General features: G+C 36.6%; 15 protein-coding genes and 6 tRNA genes. 5 read left to right on the top strand and 16 right to left on the bottom strand.

Features of this window, described 5'->3' with window-relative positions; genetic code table 11:
• Nucleotide 1: 1 nt before the first annotated feature.
• Entirely contained in the window at nucleotides 2-595 is a 594-nt protein-coding gene (gene nrfB / locus AVFI_RS08190; protein ID WP_012533888.1) for a cytochrome c nitrite reductase pentaheme subunit, read from the bottom strand.
• A 468-nt stretch (nucleotides 596-1,063) separates the two neighbouring features.
• On the opposite strand from nrfB, the gene nrfA reads away from it, so the two are divergent.
• Nucleotides 1,064-2,500 (top strand): ammonia-forming nitrite reductase cytochrome c552 subunit, encoded by a 1,437-nt coding sequence (nrfA, locus tag AVFI_RS08195; protein WP_054775995.1) that lies wholly within the window; start codon nucleotides 1,064-1,066, stop codon nucleotides 2,498-2,500.
• A gap of 96 nt (nucleotides 2,501-2,596) precedes the next feature.
• Here the strand turns inward: nrfA and AVFI_RS08200 are convergent, their stop codons facing one another.
• The 3 genes from AVFI_RS08200 to AVFI_RS08210 form a co-directional block, all read right to left on the bottom strand.
• The gene (locus AVFI_RS08200; RefSeq protein WP_054775996.1) at nucleotides 2,597-3,244 is read right to left on the bottom strand and encodes a TPR domain-containing protein; all 648 of its coding nucleotides are present in this window, start codon (nucleotides 3,242-3,244) and stop codon (nucleotides 2,597-2,599) included.
• Between the two features lie 150 nt (nucleotides 3,245-3,394).
• Nucleotides 3,395-4,168 carry a phospholipase A gene (locus AVFI_RS08205; protein WP_017018530.1) on the bottom strand — a complete coding sequence of 258 codons (774 nt, stop codon included), beginning with the start codon at nucleotides 4,166-4,168 and terminating at the stop codon, nucleotides 3,395-3,397.
• 96 nt (nucleotides 4,169-4,264) lie between these two features.
• Nucleotides 4,265-6,607 (bottom strand): helicase-related protein, encoded by a 2,343-nt coding sequence (locus AVFI_RS08210; protein WP_188863770.1) that lies wholly within the window; start codon nucleotides 6,605-6,607, stop codon nucleotides 4,265-4,267.
• A gap of 154 nt (nucleotides 6,608-6,761) precedes the next feature.
• Here AVFI_RS08210 and AVFI_RS08215 point away from each other — a divergent pair, with 154 nt between their 5' ends.
• The 3 genes from AVFI_RS08215 (at nucleotide 6,762) to AVFI_RS08225 (ending at nucleotide 9,597) form a co-directional block, all read left to right on the top strand.
• Complete coding sequence (locus AVFI_RS08215) at nucleotides 6,762-8,450, top strand: NAD-dependent malic enzyme (RefSeq protein ID WP_065598070.1); 1,689 nt, start codon at nucleotides 6,762-6,764, stop codon at nucleotides 8,448-8,450.
• A 110-nt stretch (nucleotides 8,451-8,560) separates the two neighbouring features.
• Complete coding sequence (locus AVFI_RS08220) at nucleotides 8,561-8,893, top strand: DUF3392 domain-containing protein (RefSeq protein WP_011262134.1); 333 nt, start codon at nucleotides 8,561-8,563, stop codon at nucleotides 8,891-8,893.
• A 26-nt stretch (nucleotides 8,894-8,919) separates the two neighbouring features.
• Nucleotides 8,920-9,597, top strand: coding sequence for a SanA/YdcF family protein (locus tag AVFI_RS08225; RefSeq protein WP_054775998.1), 678 nt, complete (start codon nucleotides 8,920-8,922; stop codon nucleotides 9,595-9,597).
• A 56-nt stretch (nucleotides 9,598-9,653) separates the two neighbouring features.
• Here AVFI_RS08225 and AVFI_RS08230 read toward each other — a convergent pair whose 3' ends face one another.
• Nucleotides 9,654-10,985 (bottom strand): GGDEF domain-containing protein, encoded by a 1,332-nt coding sequence (locus tag AVFI_RS08230; RefSeq protein WP_155663080.1) that lies wholly within the window; start codon nucleotides 10,983-10,985, stop codon nucleotides 9,654-9,656.
• Between the two features lie 301 nt (nucleotides 10,986-11,286).
• The gene (locus AVFI_RS08235) at nucleotides 11,287-12,567 is read right to left on the bottom strand and encodes a MipA/OmpV family protein (protein ID WP_069581953.1); all 1,281 of its coding nucleotides are present in this window, start codon (nucleotides 12,565-12,567) and stop codon (nucleotides 11,287-11,289) included.
• Between the two features lie 200 nt (nucleotides 12,568-12,767).
• On the opposite strand from AVFI_RS08235, the gene AVFI_RS08240 reads away from it, so the two are divergent.
• Nucleotides 12,768-13,136, top strand: coding sequence for a VC1380 family protein (locus tag AVFI_RS08240; protein WP_011262138.1), 369 nt, complete (start codon nucleotides 12,768-12,770; stop codon nucleotides 13,134-13,136).
• 23 nt (nucleotides 13,137-13,159) lie between these two features.
• Here the strand turns inward: AVFI_RS08240 and AVFI_RS08245 are convergent, their stop codons facing one another.
• From AVFI_RS08245 to AVFI_RS08290, 10 genes are all read right to left on the bottom strand, one after another.
• Nucleotides 13,160-14,002, bottom strand: coding sequence for an energy-coupling factor transporter transmembrane component T family protein (locus tag AVFI_RS08245; RefSeq protein ID WP_017018525.1), 843 nt, complete (start codon nucleotides 14,000-14,002; stop codon nucleotides 13,160-13,162).
• Complete coding sequence (locus tag AVFI_RS08250) at nucleotides 13,992-15,701, bottom strand: ABC transporter ATP-binding protein (protein WP_069581955.1); 1,710 nt, start codon at nucleotides 15,699-15,701, stop codon at nucleotides 13,992-13,994. Before AVFI_RS08250 ends, AVFI_RS08245 begins: the two co-directional genes overlap by 11 nt.
• Nucleotides 15,702-15,704: 3 nt before the next feature.
• Complete coding sequence (locus AVFI_RS08255; protein ID WP_005419808.1) at nucleotides 15,705-16,256, bottom strand: ECF-type riboflavin transporter substrate-binding protein; 552 nt, start codon at nucleotides 16,254-16,256, stop codon at nucleotides 15,705-15,707.
• A 155-nt stretch (nucleotides 16,257-16,411) separates the two neighbouring features.
• A complete protein-coding gene (locus AVFI_RS08260; protein ID WP_054775999.1) occupies nucleotides 16,412-18,580 on the bottom strand; it encodes a hypothetical protein in 2,169 nt (722 codons plus the stop codon).
• 291 nt (nucleotides 18,581-18,871) lie between these two features.
• Nucleotides 18,872-18,958, bottom strand: a tRNA-Leu gene (locus AVFI_RS08265).
• Between the two features lie 185 nt (nucleotides 18,959-19,143).
• Nucleotides 19,144-19,219, bottom strand: a tRNA-Gly gene (locus AVFI_RS08270).
• A 14-nt stretch (nucleotides 19,220-19,233) separates the two neighbouring features.
• A tRNA-Cys gene (locus tag AVFI_RS08275) sits at nucleotides 19,234-19,307 on the bottom strand.
• 39 nt (nucleotides 19,308-19,346) lie between these two features.
• Nucleotides 19,347-19,433 (bottom strand) — tRNA-Leu (locus tag AVFI_RS08280).
• 77 nt (nucleotides 19,434-19,510) lie between these two features.
• A tRNA-Gly gene (locus AVFI_RS08285) sits at nucleotides 19,511-19,586 on the bottom strand.
• Between the two features lie 14 nt (nucleotides 19,587-19,600).
• Nucleotides 19,601-19,674: transfer RNA gene (locus tag AVFI_RS08290), tRNA-Cys, on the bottom strand.
• Nucleotides 19,675-19,756: the final 82 nt, after the last annotated feature.

The following is a 19,756-nucleotide window of genomic DNA, read 5'->3' on the forward strand; positions in this document are numbered from 1 at the left end:
ACTATTCTCCTAGCTTATTTTCTTTCTGATTAAAATCAGCATGGCAGTCAACACACATTTTGATCTTCGCTGAATGGTCAAAAGAAAGCACGGCTTCTTTCTCTCCATGAACGATATGACAAGATGAGCAGGTTAGGTTTTTAGCATGAACATCGTGTGTCCAGCTATCTTCACGTAATCTATCTGGCGTATGACAATCAGTACATTGGCTATTAGCTTGTAAAATTTCATCAAACGAAAGGGTCACTTTTTCCGTGCCGACTTTTGATTGTGCTGCCGAGTATTTGATGACTTGCGGAGCGCCTTCTCGATGATCAGGCCCAATTGATTTATGACACTCTACACAATTCACATCACGTTTAAGAATCGCAAATGAATCTTCCCCGTGTGATCCTTTAAGTGTCTCTTTTTCGTCTTTATGACATTGTGTGCACGCATAATCGCGATCTCGAATTAATGTCACTTCATGTCGATTGGATGAGTTAGCCTCTACTTGGGGCGATTCATCTGCAGCAACATTCAGAGACAAACCATAGAGACAAAATGCGAAGGTAAGCTTCAACATTGTGGCTATGGCTAATTTGACTTTGCCCATTTTATATCCTTCCCTTTCCATTCTATTTATCAAATTCATAAATAGTTGGATGAGTAATTGTTGTTAAAGAGCTCGTGCTCTTCTTTGGTATCAATTCTCATTGGATAGTTAGCCACAACGCTTAACAAAGACATTTTATAATTAAATGTGTCTAAATAATACAACTTATGAGTCTATTGTTACAATTATCTACTACTTTTGTGATATAGGCCAAGTTGGTATATCTATCTGTTATTTAAAGAAAATAAGAATCATTCTTAATAAGAACGCTCAAAAATAACACCAAAGAGGTATACGCCTTTAATGGTGACATTGATCACTTATGTAACTTGATGTAAATCAACTCTTATATTGATGTAAAAATTAATAACCTCTAATTAGTATACAATTTACTTGTTTCCAATTCTGATTGATGGTCGCTTTCACAACGCTTGGCTAATTAATTAAAAGAATATTGGAGATACAATAGTGAAAAAGCAATGGACCCGTCGTTCAGCCGCTGCAATAGCAATGGTGACTACTTTATTATTAAGTAGCCACAGCTTCGCTGCCTCTGAAAACAGTGAACGAGTTGACCCTCGTAATGAAGCCTACGCAAAAGATCATGCCGATCAATATGATTCATGGCGATCTACCTCTGATAGTGTGCAAATCGAAGATGCATTAGCTGAAGATCCAAATATGGTTATCTTATGGGCTGGCTACGGTTTTGCAAAAGACTACAACAAAGCTCGTGGACACTTTTATGCTGTCGATGATGTAAGACAAACCCTACGTACCGGTGGCCCAACCGATGAAAATTCTGGCCCAATGCCAATGGCATGTTGGAGCTGTAAAAGCCCTGATGTTGGTCGAGTTATCGAAGAACAAGGCGAAGATGGTTATTTCTCAGGAAAATGGGCTCGTTTAGGCAGTGAAATCCAAAACCCTATCGGCTGTGCAGATTGTCATGATACTCGTAGCGAAGAGTTTAAAAATGGTGGCCCTGCACTCGCCTTAACTAAACCTCACGTTAAACGTGCAATGGATGCCATTGGCAAACCTTTTGGTGATCAATCTCGTTTAGATCAACAGGCAGCGGTATGTGGTCAATGTCACGTAGAATATTACTTCACTGGTAAAACTAAAGCCGTGAAATTCCCTTGGGATAATGGCACTACTGTTGACGAAATGGAAGAATACTATGATGAGATCGGCTTTAAAGACTGGACTCACAAAGTATCTAAAGCTCCTATGTTAAAAGCTCAGCATCCTGGTTATGAAACTTGGCGTGATGGCATTCATGGCAAAAACAAAGTGACGTGTGTTGATTGTCATATGCCTAAAGTAACAAAAGAAGATGGCACTGTTTATACAGACCATAAAGTGGGGAACCCATTTGATCGTTTCGAAGATACCTGTGCAAATTGTCACACTCAATCTAAAGAAATGCTTCAAAGTGTTGTTGCAACCCGTAAAGCGCAAGTGCTTAAAATGAAACTGACTGCAGAGCGTCAAATCGTTGCTGCTCACTTTGAAGCTGGTGCAGCATGGGATGCAGGTGCAACTGAAAAAGAAATGGCACCAATCCTACAAGACATTCGTCATGCACAATGGCGTTGGGATTATGCGATTGCTTCGCATGGTGTTCATATGCACGCCCCTGAAGTTGCTCTAGAAGTGTTAGGTACCGCTGTCGATAAAGCGGCAGATGCACGAACTAAACTTGTACGCTTACTTGCGAAGAAAGGCATTACAGAGCCAGTTGCTATTCCTGATATTTCAACGAAAGCTGCAGCACAAAAAGCATTAGGAATGGATATGGAAGCGATGAAAGCTGAGAAGAAACACTTCTTAGAAACCGTTGTTCCAGAGTGGGAAGAACAAGCAAAAGAACGTGAAGCTCGAGATTACGATCCAATGTAATTACTACTAGCCTAAACAAGTAGTAGTCATAAATAAAAAGCCGACAGTTAAGTCGGCTTTTTTATATTTCTTATTTATTAGTACAGCTTATATTGTTTAATTACGGCGTACATGCATCAACTGCTTGGCTTCATTAATTGAGTTAATAATTGTAACTCGATCTACATCAACTCGCTCAGAGTCTAAAATTTTCTGCCACGTATTAATGGCCTTCTGATAACGGAAAGTAACAAAATGATCAGAAGCAATTAATGTTAAAGCAGCTTGATTATATTCATCAAGAGCTAACGCCTTCTTAAGTAACTCTTCTACTTCATCATTCATAATCTGAGAATGTAAATAATACTGAGTCGTCGCTTTCGCTGCGTATTGATTGGCTGTTGGCTCTTCTGTTAAACGAATTGCGTATCCAAAACAGATATTCGCATTGTTTAATTCACCATTAAGTAGATAACCCTGCCCAATTTCAAACCACAATTTAGCGTCATTTGGGTTCTGTTTCAGTTGATCCTCTAAATAGCGCATCTTATCTTCATAAGAGAGAGGACCTAGCGGCTCTGTAATTAACTCATTTTGTACTGCGAATTTTTCTGGTCTTAATCCTGAAGAAAAGACCACAATCACACTGACTACAACAACAAATATCATCCATACAGGATTTAAAGAAGCGGCATTTCCACGGCTATAAAACCACCATAATACTGCCCCAATAAGAACAAAACTTAGTAACATCGTTATAATCATACTGAGTATCCAAATAAAAAATCGGCCAGATCGTAATTGAAATCATCATTTTTCGCAATGATCGCCATCATAGATGTCCTTTCTCCAAACATAAAAAAAGCTTCTTGATCACAGAAGCTTTAAATTATTTCGCAATAAATAACACTGGCATTAATTTGGCGGCATTAATTTAATACCAAGACCAATTCGAGTTTGATCATGATTATAATCAATTAAGGTTTCCCCATACCCTTTCCATGCTTGAACATATAAACCAACAAATTGATTAACATTTAATGTGTAGCCAAGCTCTGCACCACCTTTATCCGTTTCAAAATTATAATGGAAACGAGTACTAAGTGTACCAATATCATTGCCAACAGACGCCCAAACATCGTAATTTCCTAAATAATCCGTTATATCCGCATTATTTTCTTCATCAGCAATGACATACCAAGCTCTAACGCCGTATTGTACAGGGCCATCAATTCGTTCTAATGCGCCATAAATGCGATCCCAACTACGAGATAAACTTGCTGTTTGACCATTAGATTCATGCATATAACCAAGTTCAGCATTGTTAAAAATCAACATATTTGACTGATGCATCAAGAAAAATTGTGGTTTATAGTTAGTTTCTCTAAAAGGGGATGAAATATCGCTATTACCTAACTGCCATAATGACTTTTGTGTATAAGCAAACATGATCGAAGAACTTTGACTAACTGGAAACAAAGGCACTGCAAATGAAAATTTAAACTTCACTTCGACATCATGAAGACCATCAGCATCTTCAAAACCACCATCAATGTAAGTTTGTTTATTCAAATCACTAATATAAGAACCTAAAATATAGCTATCTTCATAGGCGTGTATACGATTTAACTCTTTTGCGAACGATAAAGAGGGTATTACCAATGCAATTAATAGCATCCATTTTTTCATAGTCGACCTTTTGTCATTAACTTGCCTTTCTTAACCTTAATGCAAAAACCATACCTAATAATAAAGCGTTTTATCTATACATTCATAATGTTAATACTATTTGATATCGACTGTTCGACTTGCTTTCTTATATTGTAATTTCCATCCTGCCCAGCTTGGTAGTTCCCAACGCTTAACATCACCTTTACGTTGTCCTTTATGATAATGCAGTAAAATGCGCTTACTTAGCGGAAAATATTCAACAGACAATACAATATCTGGTAGCACAACTTTTTGAGGATAGGTATCTAGAAAATCTTGAAGCTCCCACTCAGGGATACCATGAAAGACAAAATCCGTTTCATCAAATAACTCCATCTCATCAACAGAGATTACTCCAAGGCTTTCTAATTGCTCTTTAAACCAAATCTCAAATGAAATTGGAGAACATGTTTTATTGTTTAACTGACAATAAAGTTTCCAAGCGGCAATTTCTTTCTCTCTTGTCTCTTTTAATTGAGGCATAAGCAAACCGCTACAGACTTGGTTGACGATCACTGCGATATTATCGGTATTCTCAGGAGCGGCAAATTCCGTTTTCAATTTTCGATTTGCATAAAAGTATTCGTGCATTATTTTAAATTCACCATCCTGATTTACGACCTCGCCCGTTCTACATTCAGCTAATCCAGAATTTAAAACTAACGATAAATCAATCGGTGCCAGTGCAGTTGCAATAGTTAATGTCTGCTTCGAGCCTCTTCCAGGTAAAGAAAACTGATCAAAAACCAGTGCAGCTTCATACGATGATGGAAAACAGCTATGACGTCCTAACAAGACCTCTTGTTTACCATTACCCAATGCTTCTTTTCTTTTTTCTCTTCTTACAAAGACGAGTTCAGGTAACTTTTCTACCAATTGTTGTAACACTTCATCACGTTTAATACAGCTACTAACCTCTAAATCAGGTAGACCGAGTTCATGTCTAATTTGCTTTGATAGCTGGCGAGCTTCAAACTGCAGTTCTTTATCAACGACCACTCCATCACAAGAGTAATCACGAATAATAGAAACTAATGTAATTAGATCACAACCTTTAGGGTTCCAACGATTAAAATCTTCTAATGCATCTTGATTTCTAGACATTGAATAAAGCTTGTTTGATACGGATAAAGCAGAAACTAAATCTACAATGGTTTCTTTCTCCGCCCGACCAACCACCACCGAAAGCATATGTGAAAATAACGTATCAATCGGTAAAGGAAAAAGTCGACGACCATAATCGGTTATCTCACCTTGCCCATTAAGCGCTTTCATCGCTTGAAGTTTCAATTCAGCATTACTCAGAGATTTCGTCGGTAACATTTCCAAAAACGGTAAATTACGCAGAATAGAACCACAGCTTGCTGCCGCCAACATAGGTTCTACTAACTCTTCTCGTTGTAATTCTGGTGGGGTTGTTTTTTCTAATGGCGCAAATTCACCATACATATGAATAGCCGTACCCGCTTGTGTTCTCCCTGCACGACCAGAGCGTTGGGAAACACTTGCTTTAGAAATCGCTTGTAATGATAACGTTGTCCGACCATTTCGTTGATGAGTTCTTCGCTCTAATCCAGAATCAATAACAACTGTAATATTGGGAATAGTCAGAGACGTTTCAGCCACGTTCGTTGAAAATACAAATCGTTGCTGATCTGAAGTACTCAATACTTGTTGTCGAATATCATCACTCACTCCTGCATACAAAGGAAGAATAAGAACATCTTGAAATTTTGTTTGTACTGCTTGAATACAGTGCTGAATTTCTTTTTTACCTGGCAAGAAAATTAATATATCACCATGCTCATTTTGAGCACTTAAATCCATTAATATATTTAATATACGTACCTCTAAATCTTTATTTGAAGGCATGCCTTGAGAATGTGTAGATATATAACGATGAGTTACTGGATACTGACGACCTTTTGATTGTAATACATCAGCATCAATATATTGAGCTAATGAAGTACTATCCATAGTAGCGGATGTTAGAATAAGGCGGTGTTGTTGATGTAACTTTAATAATGATAGTAATAGATCACTATCCCAGCGACGTTCATGAAACTCATCAATAATGATGAAGCGAAAATTAACTAATCTATCTTCCATGAACCATTTTAATGCAATACCTGGAGTTACAAATACCACTTTACTTTTATCTGTGTATTGAGCATCTAGCTTAATGGCATACCCAATATCATCTCCCACAACCTGTTCTCTTTGATCAGATAAATAGTCAGCTAAAGCAGTACAAGCTATACGGCGCGGTTCAACAACTAATACTCTCCCATGTTCAGCCCCCCATAGAGGTAAGTGAGTGGATTTTCCAGAACCGGTTTCAGATTCAACCACTAAATTTTTATGGTTAACTAAAGATGAAAACTCATCGTATAAGGCATTAATTGGTAATAAAGACATATAAACCGATAGATAATAGAATATTTCACTACTTTAGCGGATTTGATTGATAAAAACATGACTCTATTCGCACTTTATTTTCAATCACGCTTTGATATTTGCTTAAAGTAGGCATAGGATCTGTGGTTCATTCTCGATTTGAAGAAGCCTAACGATGAATAACAATAAACGTCCCCTATATATCCCTTATGCAGGTCCTGCACTTCTAAGTACTCCTCTACTCAATAAAGGTAGCGCATTCAGTACTACAGAGCGTAAATATTTTAACTTAGAAGGTTTGCTTCCTGAGGCTATTGAGAGTATTGAAGAACAAACAGGCCGTGCTTATAAGCAATATCAGAGCTTTGAAAATGATATGGATAAGCACATTTACCTGCGCAATATTCAAGATACAAACGAAACACTTTTCTACCGTTTAGTACAAAACCACATTAGTGAAATGATGCCTATCATTTATACGCCAACGGTAGGCGCTGCTTGTGAGAACTTCTCAAACATTTACCGTCGTGGTCGTGGTTTGTTTATCTCTTATGAAAACAAAAACCGCATCGATGATTTATTAAATAACGCGGCTAACCAAAACGTAAAAGTAATCGTAGTTACTGATGGTGAACGTATTCTTGGTCTTGGTGATCAGGGTATTGGCGGCATGGGGATCCCTATCGGGAAGCTTGCATTATATACAGCATGTGGTGGTATCAGTCCTGCTCATACATTACCTATCGTTCTTGATGTAGGCACAAATAACCCGCAACGCCTTGCTGATCCTATGTATATGGGTTGGCGTCACCCTCGTATTACTGGTGATGAATACGCAGATTTTGTTGAAGATTTCATCCAAGCAGTTCAACGCCGTTGGCCTGAAGCGCTTGTTCAGTTTGAAGATTTTGCACAAAAAAATGCAATGCCTCTTCTTGAGCGCTACAAAAATCGCATTTGTTGTTTTAATGATGATATTCAAGGTACTGCAGCGGTTACTGTTGGTTCATTACTTGCTGCTTGTAAAGCTGCAGGCAGCTCTCTATCAGAACAACGTGTAACATTCCTAGGAGCTGGCTCGGCTGGCTGTGGCATTGCTGAAGCAATCATTGCACAAATGGTCTCTGAAGGCATTTCAGATGCTCAAGCACGCTCGCAAGTATATATGGTTGACCGTTGGGGTCTACTGCAAGAAGGAATGCCTAATCTATTAGATTTCCAACAACGTCTTGTACAAAAAGCTGAAAATACAAAAGATTGGGTTTCTGAGGAACCTAACTTCTCACTTGTCGATGTTATGCGTAATGCAAAACCAACCGTATTAATCGGCGTATCTGGTGCTCCTGGCTTATTTAGTAAAGAAGTGATCCAAGAGATGCATAAACATTGTGAACGTCCGATTGTTTTCCCTCTATCAAATCCGACAAGCCGTGTTGAAGCAACTCCAAACGATATTATCCGTTGGACTAATGGTCAAGCGCTAGTCGCAACGGGAAGCCCGTTTGATCCTGTATCACACAATGGTCAGACTTATCCAATTGCTCAATGTAACAATAGCTTTATTTTCCCAGGTATTGGTTTAGGCGTACTTGCAATTAAAGCAACTCGCGTTACCGATGAAATGCTGATGGAATCAAGCCGTGCTCTTGCTGAATGTTCACCACTTGCAATTAACGGTACTGGCGCATTACTTCCACCACTGGAAGAAATTCACAGCGTATCGAAACGAATCGCATTTGCTGTAGCTAAAAAAGCTATTGAACAAGGCCACGCACTTGAAATTACAGATGAAGCCCTTCATCAAAAAATTGAAAGCTACTTCTGGAAACCAGTTTACCGCCGTTATAAACGAACAGCATTCTAATAAGTAACTGATTTCACTATAAACCAGAGTAATTATTACTCTGGTTTTTTTTCAACTTTTACTGAGCTTAGCCGATATATTTATTATGAATAAATAATCGTGTATACCTTATGAACCAAATACTTTCTTTTTTTAATACCTTAGGCAGTTACCTTACTCCCTATTTATCTGATATCTCAGTAGCTATGATTGCTTGTGCACTCGTGATGCTTGGCGGCGATATTAACCGTGCCCTAAGGGCTTTTTTAGCAGGAAAACATTTTTTAATTCGTACTTGTGCTTTTATTGGCATTAACGCTTTTGGCTATGGATTATTGATTGTAAAAGCTTCTCCATTTCTCACATCTGCTTTGCGTTCTATACAACCTGCTTTTATGCTTGCTATTGTTTTTTCGACCTTTATTATTATCGGTATATGGGCACAAAAAAATCGTCAAGTATGATCATGATTCATTAAAGTTGAGGGATAATGGTAGTTTTAAAAATAGAGACATTTAAGAAATGGATAAAAATAGTATTGGTAGTGGCTATCATTGCTACATCGGCTATTTTGGCTCCAGATATCTATATGTCACTATCGACTCAATCGCAACTTTATAAGCAAGTTAAGGCTCTACCAGAGCAAGAAACGGCTCTGGTTCTTGGTACAAGTAAGTACATTCGTCGTACACTAAACCCTTATTATCAATACCGTATAGACGCGGCAATCGAATTATTTAAACAGAATAAAGTATCTCATTTTTTACTCAGTGGCGATAATGCCCATCGTTCATATAATGAACCGTGGACAATGAAGCGTGATCTATTAAAAGCAGGAATACCTGAAGATAGAATAACATTAGACTATGCAGGGTTTCGTACTCTAGATTCAGTTCAGCGAGCAAAAGAAATTTTTGATGCAAACAGCTTGACGATAGTTTCACAACAATTTCACTGCCAACGAGCTGTTTTCATTGCGAATCATTTTGATATGGACACGGTTTGTTTAGTGGTTCCATCCCCTTCAGGATGGGCGAATACAAAAATTAGGTTTAGAGAAGTATTAGCAAGAACCAAAGCCGTATTAGATTTGTATATTTTTAATGTACAACCTAAATTCCTTGGACCTAAAGAGCCAATTGACCACAGATCCCTTCCTAAAGAATAATTATCCAGAACCCATTAGATATAAAAAACCCTAGCCTCATTAGCTAGGGTTTTTATTTAATTCATATAATGTATATTTGAAACTGGCTTAACAATATTAGAACTGGCTTTTACATTATTTCGCCCTGCATTTTTTGCTTTAAATAAAGCATCATCAGCACGTGCAATAACTTCAGTAATCCGTTCATCTTTCATTTCAGCAACACCAAGACTGCAAGTTAAGCGTTCATTGTGACACCATAAATGATGCTCTACAGTACGACGTATATGTTCCGCTTTTTCTTCTGCCTGTTGAAGATCATTATTTGGAGAAAATACGATAAACTCTTCCCCTCCCCAACGAACCAAAAAATCAGTACTTTTAATTGCTCCAGTAATAACTAAAACAAACTCTCGTAAAATATCATCACCTGTTTGATGCCCTAAGTCATCATTCACTTTTTTAAAGAAATCAATATCTATATAAATTACAGAAAAAGTCTGTTTACCCCAACGAACTTGTTGTGACATACGCTCTAACCAATCACGAACCGCGTTACGGTTACGAGCACCAGTTAAAGAATCTCGATGAGCTAATTCTGCAAACTCTACATTTTTCTCTTTTAATGTATCATTCAGTTTACGTAAGCGGCTTTCACGGTAAGTACTGGCTTTTAATCGCTTATTCAATGCACGCTGTTCATACAAAACATAAGCAATAATAGCAACAAGCCATGCCCCTAGAATCGTTTTTAATAAGGTTGTTTCTTTAATCCAAACACCTCGTAATTCAATACTGTTTATGGTCATTTCGAAATGACCTTCGTTTACACCTGAAGCTGTTGCTATTTCAATGATTGAAACATTCGAAAACTCAGGAGAAGCATGTTCTACAGCAACTTTATAATCTGCAATCCACCAAGTTAGCACTTGAAAATCTGATAAGCTAATTTCTTTAGGACCGGTATTAAAACCTGGTTCATACTCAATCCCATTAAATTTCAACGATGCAGCGTCATTACGTTTAGTGTATGCAGGATTACTATTACGTAAATAAACACGTAAACGCCCATTTGGATCCGAGTTTTTATAATCAATATCTAAAACAAGCTTTGAATAATCGGAAAGATCAATCCCTTCAAACATACTGTCTGATAAATGAATTGCAGCTTCGCAGTATGGCCAAGCATAATTACCTTGTTTAAGATCGCACTTAATCGTCGGTTTATTATTGGTTTGAACTAAAACGGAATCACTAATACCACCAACTTTTCGGTCATCTGTTGCAAAATATTGATATTTTTCGGGGCTGATGGTTAATGTTTTCGAGTCACCATCAAAGTGATACCAGACAAGAATGCCAATCGACAGTATCAACATCACCACTGCAATTTTTTGAAAAATTCTCATAGTAATCCTTTACGCAAACTCTTAATTATTTTGATCTTCATTCCAAAAAAAATAATACCCCACTTATTTTTCATTGCAAAGAAATAAAAATACGATATATCACGAAAAGAAGAACTTACATTCTATTTTATGATGTAGTTCAAAAAACAATAAGCACATTCACACAGTAAATATAACTCATTGATTTAAATGTCATTAAACCGTCTACTCGCCATATTTTTGTCACGCACTCTAAAAAATGCAATCAATAAAAAAGCGCCTGTTTAGGCGCTTATCTTAAAGATGAGGATAGAAATTAAACTTATAAGTCAAATTGTAAGTAAACTGAATTGTAATTACTTCCACCTTTAATTCTTCCGTATTGTGATGAATTTTCAAAAATAGCAGAACGATGATGAATGCTATATCCTAACCAGACACTGTCCCATTCTCTTTTATTGAAAAGATCGCCCAAATTAATATCAAAAGAAAAATCTAAATAATTTAATAATTTACTTTCTCTATATCCTTTTCTATCCATCTCTGTTTGTTCTATATAAGATACGTGATTGATGTATGATAATCCCTCCGCTACACCAAAGCGCCATTTCGTAGGCCAAGGGATTGTTGCATAAGCTTTTATGGCAACAACAAATTCTGAACTAAAATTCTGAACATCTGATTTCCAGTGTTGGACATAGCCAGGGGTTAAATATAGATCAAGAGGAAGTGAAAACAACTCATCAGTCAGAGGTAAACCATAAAATACCGAAGTCATTTGGTTATTATGCGGATCTTTTTCTGAATCTAAACGAATAATATCACCAATATTAGATGGTGTTGCCCATCCATGAGCAACTCTCAAATAAGGTTTATTACCAATATTTTTTCTTGTTGGTTTGCCTTCTTCAGCAAAGAAACCGACACCAAGAAAATATTCATACTCCCAACGATTATCAATATATTGACTATCGTATGCATTGGCGTCTAATCGAGAAACATAAGTTCCGCCAAGAAGGTAAAGATTTGAAATTACGTGGTAGCGAGACATAAAGCCAGCTTTAAAATCAATTCCCGAACCAATACTTTGGTTAGAATCATCACTCAGGCCGTAATAGTAATTGTTAAACTCAGCTTCTTTAAATCGAGTTTCGATTGTTGGATTAAACCACCAATCACCAGAACTAATTTCAGCCCCTAACTTAAAATTCAAATAGGAACGAAACTCAGGATCTACCATTACTTCTGAATCAAAAAACCATTCATCATTTATTTGATAACGCGCTTGAAGGCCAGTATCAACAACATCTCCACCAGCTTTATTCTGCACTTCTTTTGGCAAATCAAAATAACGTAACCTCATTAAAGCACTAAATTGCCAATCGCTCGCTTCATAAATATAAACTCCACCTTCCATGCCATTTATAAACACGTATTCATTTTCAAAAAACATCATTGGAATGAAGGTTGAAACTGTTTCTGATTCAGTTTCATAAGGAATACTTGCTGTTCTAATTACCCCAGCAATACCCCAGTTCTTTTCAGTTTCTAATGATTCTTCATTTGTATTTTTAGTTTCTTCTGCAACAGAGAAAAAACTCATAAATAAAAATGAAAATATCCAGTTCAATGATTTTTTTTGAAAATAAAAAAGATTAGACAAAATAGCTCTCTAGATGAATAAATTTTGATATATGTGATGAATAGATAAGCAATTGAAGTAAAAAAACAATTCAATCAACTTTATAATTTGAGTATAGTGTCGTTATTAAAAAATATAAATCATCGCCTTGAGAAATTAACGTGAAAATTTCAGAATTGATTCAAAATTTACAAAGCATTCAAAAAGAACATGGCAATGATATTGAAGTCGTTACAGGCGAAGAATGGTTCCCTGAACAGCTGTTAACTTCTTCAGTTAATCATAATATGGCTTTTTTAAAGTTTGATCGTTTACCTTGCGATATTCCTGCAGAGATAGACGCCCGCGGTTTTCTAGAACACGAAGAAATTTTAATAAAACAATTAGTAAACAATGTGATTTTTAGCGAGCTAGAACCAGAAATGATGGTAGATAAACTGACCGACATGCTCGTATTTAGTCATGAAAATATTAGTTGCGATGTTATCGAACATTTTAGTCAATTAGAAAATAAAAAAATAGGCGTATAGCACGCCTATTTTTTTTGTCTTAATTAAGATAAAGGATACCAAAACAATGATGTATCCATTATTTTTTTAGTAATAGCTAAAGAAACAACCAAAAATAAACTAAGCATTATTAATTTATCTGTTTTAGTAATACTTTTTTCGCTAAACCAAGTTCTGCTTTTTCCTCGGCCAAAACCACGTAATACCATTGCATTTGATATTTCATCAGCTCGATCTAAGCTTGAGAATATCAATGGGCCTAAGATTTTCGCCAAATTACTAATTCGCGTAAATACAGAAACATTTTTTGATAAATCGACACCTCGTGCTTGCTGTGCATGCATAATATTAACAAAGTCGCTTTTCACTTCCGGTAAATAACGAAGCGTTAAGCTCACGGCATAAGCAATCTTATAAGGTAGTCCTATTCGATTTAGACTTGCAGCAAACTCTGTTGGGTGCGTTGTAAAAACAAACACTAATGCAATTGGAAACATACTAAAATATTTTAGTGTTACCGTGACCAAATAAAAAAGTGTCTCTTGTGTAACGACATAATTACCGAAAATAGGAAACAATTCTGTCGTTGTACCTATCAATTCATTTCCTTGATTTGGTGCAAGTAAAAACATAAAAACAGCATTCATACTTAAAACCGATAATGTACCAATAAGTAACGGTTTATAAGCAATGTATGGTACTTTTGTTTCTTTTAATAAAAACAAACCAAATAAAATTAATGGAATAATAATTCGTAAATCAAACGTTGTTAGTACTACTGTTATCCAAGAGATAAAAAGAAGAAACTTAGTTACGCCATTTAAACGATGTAACCATGTATCAATATCTACATAGTTAATTCCAAAGCTTTGCTTCTTAGTGGACATTTTTCGTACTCTCACACTCTTCAGTAATAAACTGTGTTATAAACCCATTAATATTTTCAATATCCACTTTCTGAGCTAACTCAAATAAGCTTGTTACTGTTAAATTTGCTCTATTTAGCAACTCTGGTTGACTAAATACCTGTGTAACAGACTCATCAGCAATACAATGACTATCAGCAATAACAATCGCTCTTGTCGTATGCTCAAGAACCAAATGCATATCGTGTGAAATAATAATAACGGTTAATCCAAGAGCTCTATTTAACTGATTAATAAAACCAAGCATAGACGTATAATTACGGTAATCTTGTCCAGCAGTCGGCTCATCAAGGATTAATAACTCAGGCTCTAATACCAAAATTGAAGCGATTGTGACTCGTTTTTTCTGACCATAGCTTAAAGCATCAATTGGCCAATGACGAAAACGGCTTAAACCACACAGTTCTAAAGCATTAAGTACTTTTTTCTCAATATCACTTTCAGATAATCCACTATTAACTAAGCCGAAAGCAACTTCATCATAAATCATATGATGTGAAATCATGTGATTTGGATTTTGCAGTACAACACCAACTTTCTGAGAACGCTCATAAATAGACAATTCAGATAAATCAGAGCCGCTTAACTGGATACTTCCTTGATCAGGTTGCAAAACTCCCATGATCAATTTAGTAATCGTTGATTTACCCGAGCCATTTTTACCAAGAATAGAAACGAATTCGCCTTTATTAACGGTAAAACTGACATTTTCAAGAGCATTAACTTCGCCATCATAAGAATACGTTAGATCCTTAATAGTTAATAACGCTTGCTCTGCATCCACTAACGATTCATTGAAGCATTCATCTTTAAACCAGTTAGTCACTTCTTTATGAAATTGAACTGGGTTTACACCACTTAATGGCGTAATCGGCTTTAAAGCGTCCAAAGCAACATTTGTTTGTTTTAATAACGAGATGTATAGCGGTTCACGGATACCATGCTTCTCTAATAAAGGAGATTTCAATAACGCATCAGGCGTCATATCTGCAATAATTTCCCCCTGATCCATTAAAATAATACGGTCAACCGATCTATGCAGAACATCTTCTAATCGATGCTCAATAATAACAACGGTCTTACCGCTATTTTTATGCAGGTCATCGATAATCTCTATTGTCGCTTTACCTGTTTTTGGGTCTAAACTCGCTAAAGGTTCATCAAACAATAAAAGATCAACATCATCGACAAGAATACCACCTAGCGATACTCGTTGTTTTTGGCCACCACTAAGATCGTAGGGAGATTTTTTCAATAATGACTCTAAATCCACCATCTTTGCGGTATCACGAACTATCGGATACATTTTTGCTCTTGAAACCATCTGATTTTCAAGTGCAAAAGCTATATCTTCGCCCACAGTTAACCCTACAAACTGGCTATCTGTATCTTGTAAAACTGTACCGACATTTTCGGTATACTGCTCAATCTTCCATTCAGATACATTCGTATCATTAATCGTCAATTGACCTTGTGATTCACCTTTAATGGTGTGCGGAATTAGGCCATTTAGGCACTGACCTAATGTTGATTTGCCGCTTCCACTTGGTCCTATAATTAGGATCTTTTCACCTTGCTCTATCCTTAGATTAATATTTTTCAGCGTCGGTTTATCCTGTGACGCATATCGAAAAGAGAAATTAGAAAAGGTTACGCTCATTAATTATGGCGCCTCTGTTAAATTAGTACTTTGTTTTTTACGCTTCGCTAAATTGTTTAAAATAAAATAGCCAACAATTGCGATTAAGAACGTATTACCTGCTGCGATAATACACAGTTGCATAAATACTTTTGTAAATGGTTCTGCGTATAAAATAGTATCTAAAAATGCAGAAGTACCATAACCGAACACATTGCCGAAAAAAGCCAATACAACGAAAATTAAGAAGTCTTTCTTATCAAATAAACCTGATTCAATTCGGTTCTTAGTAATGATTGGAAATAAACCAATAATCATACCAACAATACCCGAGCCTAATACCCATGTAAGCCAAACGCCCCAACCAGCAAATAGATCCGTCACCCAGTGACCGATAAAACCAACCAGAAAGCCTACAATTGGACCATATAGCACAGAGAATAGCGCCAGTACAGCCATAGCGGGTTTTAGTGTTGTGTTTGCAAATACTGGAATACCAAACATTGGTAAACCACCAATACCATATAGCGCAGCGCCTATAGCAATAACAACAACAGTCTTAGCAGAAAGGTTCATAGTGTTCGCCTTGAAGCAAAAATGAGATTATAGGAAAGAAAGGCGCGCATTATACAGTAACTCACTCGGTTTGGAAATGTTTACATCTAGACGGCTATATGTTTTTTATATAAAAAAGCTCACTATAATAGTGAGCTTTAAATTATATTTTTTTGTTATCGTTCATATACATACATTTTATAAATTTCATCATTTAAGTTAGAAGCAAAAACAAAAATATAACGATTATCTTCTGAGAACTGTATTTCATTAATATAAACAGCTTCCTCATTAACAACCAATGGCGAACCTATCTTAAAAAACACGCCTTCATTTGATTGAATATCATACACTTCTATCTGCCTCTCACTAAAATCATAATGAGCAGCATATGACCCATCTAAAGAAACAAAAGTTCGATTCCATATATCATCATTCAATCCAACACTTCCAATCACAATGGCTTCATTATTATAAATGCTATTTTGGTAAGACGCTCGCTCACCAGTAGCGCTAATTGAAAATGAATTTAAATAAAAGTCATAACTACCATTCGTATCCAATTCATTAAACTTGTTATTTCGTACATCATAAACATAAGCATTTCTTGGAGAAGATATACCTGTTGAGTCCGCCCATATTAAGTGCGTTCCATTCTTACTCAATATAGCATTCGGTGAATAAACGCTTGGATAATTGACTGTCGCTAATTCCCAATTTGGATAATTGTAAATACTAGGCCATTGATTTGTATCAATAACAACAGTTTCTCCCGTGTAATATTGGCCAATAAAGCCAAAGTCCATGTAACCACAATGTGTGACACTTGGTGCATCCACAGTCACTTTTGTATCCAAATCAATTTTCGTCATAGAGCATGCAACACTGGACGTTAATAGCTGTGTACCATTATCAATAATCGCTAGTCCCTTAGGGCTCTCTCCTACAATTTGCTCGACTATCCATTGCTCATTGTCATGAGAGATTTCATATAATAGATTAGTCCAATTTGAGTAACTTCTAAAATAAAAGCGCTCCCTTTCTGAATCATAAATAACTTTTGATGCTGGGTTTTCTGGTAAGTTTATTGACGCAACGGGAAATACTGGAGTATGACGAACAACAACTTTTGCCTCTCCTCGTAAATAATCTAAGCGATTTTCAATAGAAAAGTTAATTTCTTGCTCTGTTGTATTAGCTTTAATATTAAGTTCAACTTCATTATCACTAATATAATTAACCGATTGAATAATTGGAGTAAATGCTTTGAAGTCCTCCTCTGTTAATGACATCAAATTATTACCCCAGACTCTTACGGTAACTTCATCTGATGTATAAAGAACATACGGAGAAATCTGTTGAATATCAGTAAAATCTATCTCTACATCAAACTCAATTTTACGTGTTTTTGGGAACAGTAGGTCACCATATTGGTATTCAAACTCAATCCATTGTTGATATATACCGTTATTTTGAGATAACAGATCAAATTCAAGACTAATATCGACACTATTTAAATTCTGAGTAACAGAGATCATAGAGCTTGAGTCAATAACATTCCATATAACACCTTCACTGGTAGGAGTAACAGGGATAGTCATATTTAGTTCAGATGCTATTGTTTCGTTATTTATCGTTAACTTGTTTACATTACCAATATTAAATTCAGGTTCTGTTACGAGATAAACAATTTTCACTTTTCTAAAGCGATAATTTTGGTCTAAAAACTCAATATATCCGACATGCTCTCCAACGCTCAGATCTGTTTTTATGATCTTAGCTTTGTATTGATTATTAACAACTTCAACATCTAACCAGTCCCAATCACTAAATGCACCATAAGTAATATAAGTACTGTTTCCTTCAACTGGCCCCGAATCTGAAACGGAAATCATACTTTCTAAAGATACATTTTGCTTTCCAGCAACTACGGTAAAGACAAGCGGCTCTTTTATTGTTAATTCAATAGGAACATCTTTATATGCTACGCTACCGTTGTTATACGCTGTCACAAATCGTAATACTGAGTTATAAACTCCTGTATCAATATTTCCATGTAAATAAACTCGAAAGACAGCTTGCTTTGAGCTTATACTCTGCTCGTCTACACCTAGCCAAATAGGGACTTCATTGACCCCTTTAGGCATTCCGACCAATACACCTTCGCCTTGATAATTTACTGTAACATCGACTTCATAAATATCACCTTGATATACAGATGCCGTAATTTGGCTGGCATTTAATGTTATGGAAGCCGTTCCTCCTCCTCCATCGTCATCACTACCACCGCACCCAACTAAAAATAAACTTAATAAAGTAAATACAAGTTTCTGTAGGTATCTCATTTTATTCCCTTAAATTGATAACCAATAATGCGTAATTTTATCGTTTATCTAACAACGTACTTACTTTGTTTTTATACAAAAAAATAACTTTAGGGCTGAGATAACATGATACTAAATAACAGTTTTATAAGTTGCATATAAAGTGTCGAGTAGAATCCGCTTAAAACAAAAATAGATAACAATGAAAGCAAATAGTAAGTAGGTATGAAGATAGCTGTATGGATTATTGTGAAATGACGCTTTTGCAGGAATAAAAAAGGCTCATCATTTCTGATGAGCCTTCTTAAAAGATGGTGCCCCGGGCCGGACTTGAACCGGCACAGCGCGAACGCCGAGGGATTTTAAATCCCTTGTGTCTACCAATTCCACCACCAGGGCACGCAATTTCTTGCGATGCCGATTACTGAAAAGTAAAACACCATCTGTAATTATCGCTATTGCAATAATTTTCAATTTGGAGCGACACACGAGGTTCCCGATCTTCAAGGCTTAGGCGTGACCTCAACCTTGCTTAGGTTGCTCTTTCATACAAAAGAACATTCAGCGTATCTCACTTTAAAATTTGGAGCGACACACGAGGTTCGAACTCGTGACCTCAACCTTGGCAAGGTTGCGCTCTACCAGCTGAGCTAGTGTCGCATTACATAAAGAAATGGAGGCGCCTCCCGGAATCGAACCGAGGTCCACGGATTTGCAATCCGCTGCATAGCCACTCTGCCAAGGCGCCATTCTTTATTTAAGTTGCTTACTTAAGTAAGCTAATAGATGGTGCCCCGGGCCGGACTTGAACCGGCACAGCGCGAACGCCGAGGGATTTTAAATCCCTTGTGTCTACCAATTCCACCACCAGGGCACGCAATTTCTTGCGATGCCGATTACTGAAAAGTAAAACACCATCTGTAATTACCGCTATTGCAGTAATTTTTAATTTGGAGCGACACACGAGGTTCGAACTCGTGACCTCAACCTTGGCAAGGTTGCGCTCTACCAGCTGAGCTAGTGTCGCATTACATAAAGAAATGGAGGCGCCTCCCGGAATCGAACCGAGGTCCACGGATTTGCAATCCGCTGCATAGCCACTCTGCCAAGGCGCCATCTCTTTACGGGGCTTAATGTAACTGATTTAAAAAAAGAGTCAAATAAAAATTAGTATTTAACTCTCCGTTTGTAGACTTT

Origin of the sequence: Aliivibrio fischeri ATCC 7744 = JCM 18803 = DSM 507 (assembly GCF_023983475.1) — a bacterium.
Classification (GTDB): domain Bacteria; phylum Pseudomonadota; class Gammaproteobacteria; order Enterobacterales; family Vibrionaceae; genus Aliivibrio; species Aliivibrio fischeri.

Bases quoted from the DNA above. Each gene is read 5' to 3' on its own strand.
- nrfB (WP_012533888.1), bottom strand. From the start codon at position 595: ATGGGCAAAGTCAAATTAGCCATAGCCACAATGTTGAAGCTTACCTTC.
- AVFI_RS08200 (WP_054775996.1), bottom strand. From the start codon at position 3,244: ATGATTATAACGATGTTACTAAGTTTTGTTCTTATTGGGGCAGTATTA.
- AVFI_RS08205 (WP_017018530.1), bottom strand. From the start codon at position 4,168: ATGAAAAAATGGATGCTATTAATTGCATTGGTAATACCCTCTTTATCG.
- AVFI_RS08210 (WP_188863770.1), bottom strand. From the start codon at position 6,607: ATGTCTTTATTACCAATTAATGCCTTATACGATGAGTTTTCATCTTTA.
- AVFI_RS08215 (WP_065598070.1), top strand. From the start codon at position 6,762: ATGAATAACAATAAACGTCCCCTATATATCCCTTATGCAGGTCCTGCA.
- AVFI_RS08220 (WP_011262134.1), top strand. From the start codon at position 8,561: ATGAACCAAATACTTTCTTTTTTTAATACCTTAGGCAGTTACCTTACT.
- AVFI_RS08225 (WP_054775998.1), top strand. From the start codon at position 8,920: ATGGTAGTTTTAAAAATAGAGACATTTAAGAAATGGATAAAAATAGTA.
- AVFI_RS08230 (WP_155663080.1), bottom strand. From the start codon at position 10,985: ATGAGAATTTTTCAAAAAATTGCAGTGGTGATGTTGATACTGTCGATT.
- AVFI_RS08235 (WP_069581953.1), bottom strand. From the start codon at position 12,567: ATGAGTTTTTTCTCTGTTGCAGAAGAAACTAAAAATACAAATGAAGAA.
- AVFI_RS08245 (WP_017018525.1), bottom strand. From the start codon at position 14,002: ATGTCCACTAAGAAGCAAAGCTTTGGAATTAACTATGTAGATATTGAT.
- AVFI_RS08250 (WP_069581955.1), bottom strand. From the start codon at position 15,701: ATGAGCGTAACCTTTTCTAATTTCTCTTTTCGATATGCGTCACAGGAT.
- AVFI_RS08255 (WP_005419808.1), bottom strand. From the start codon at position 16,256: ATGAACCTTTCTGCTAAGACTGTTGTTGTTATTGCTATAGGCGCTGCG.
- AVFI_RS08260 (WP_054775999.1), bottom strand. From the start codon at position 18,580: ATGAGATACCTACAGAAACTTGTATTTACTTTATTAAGTTTATTTTTA.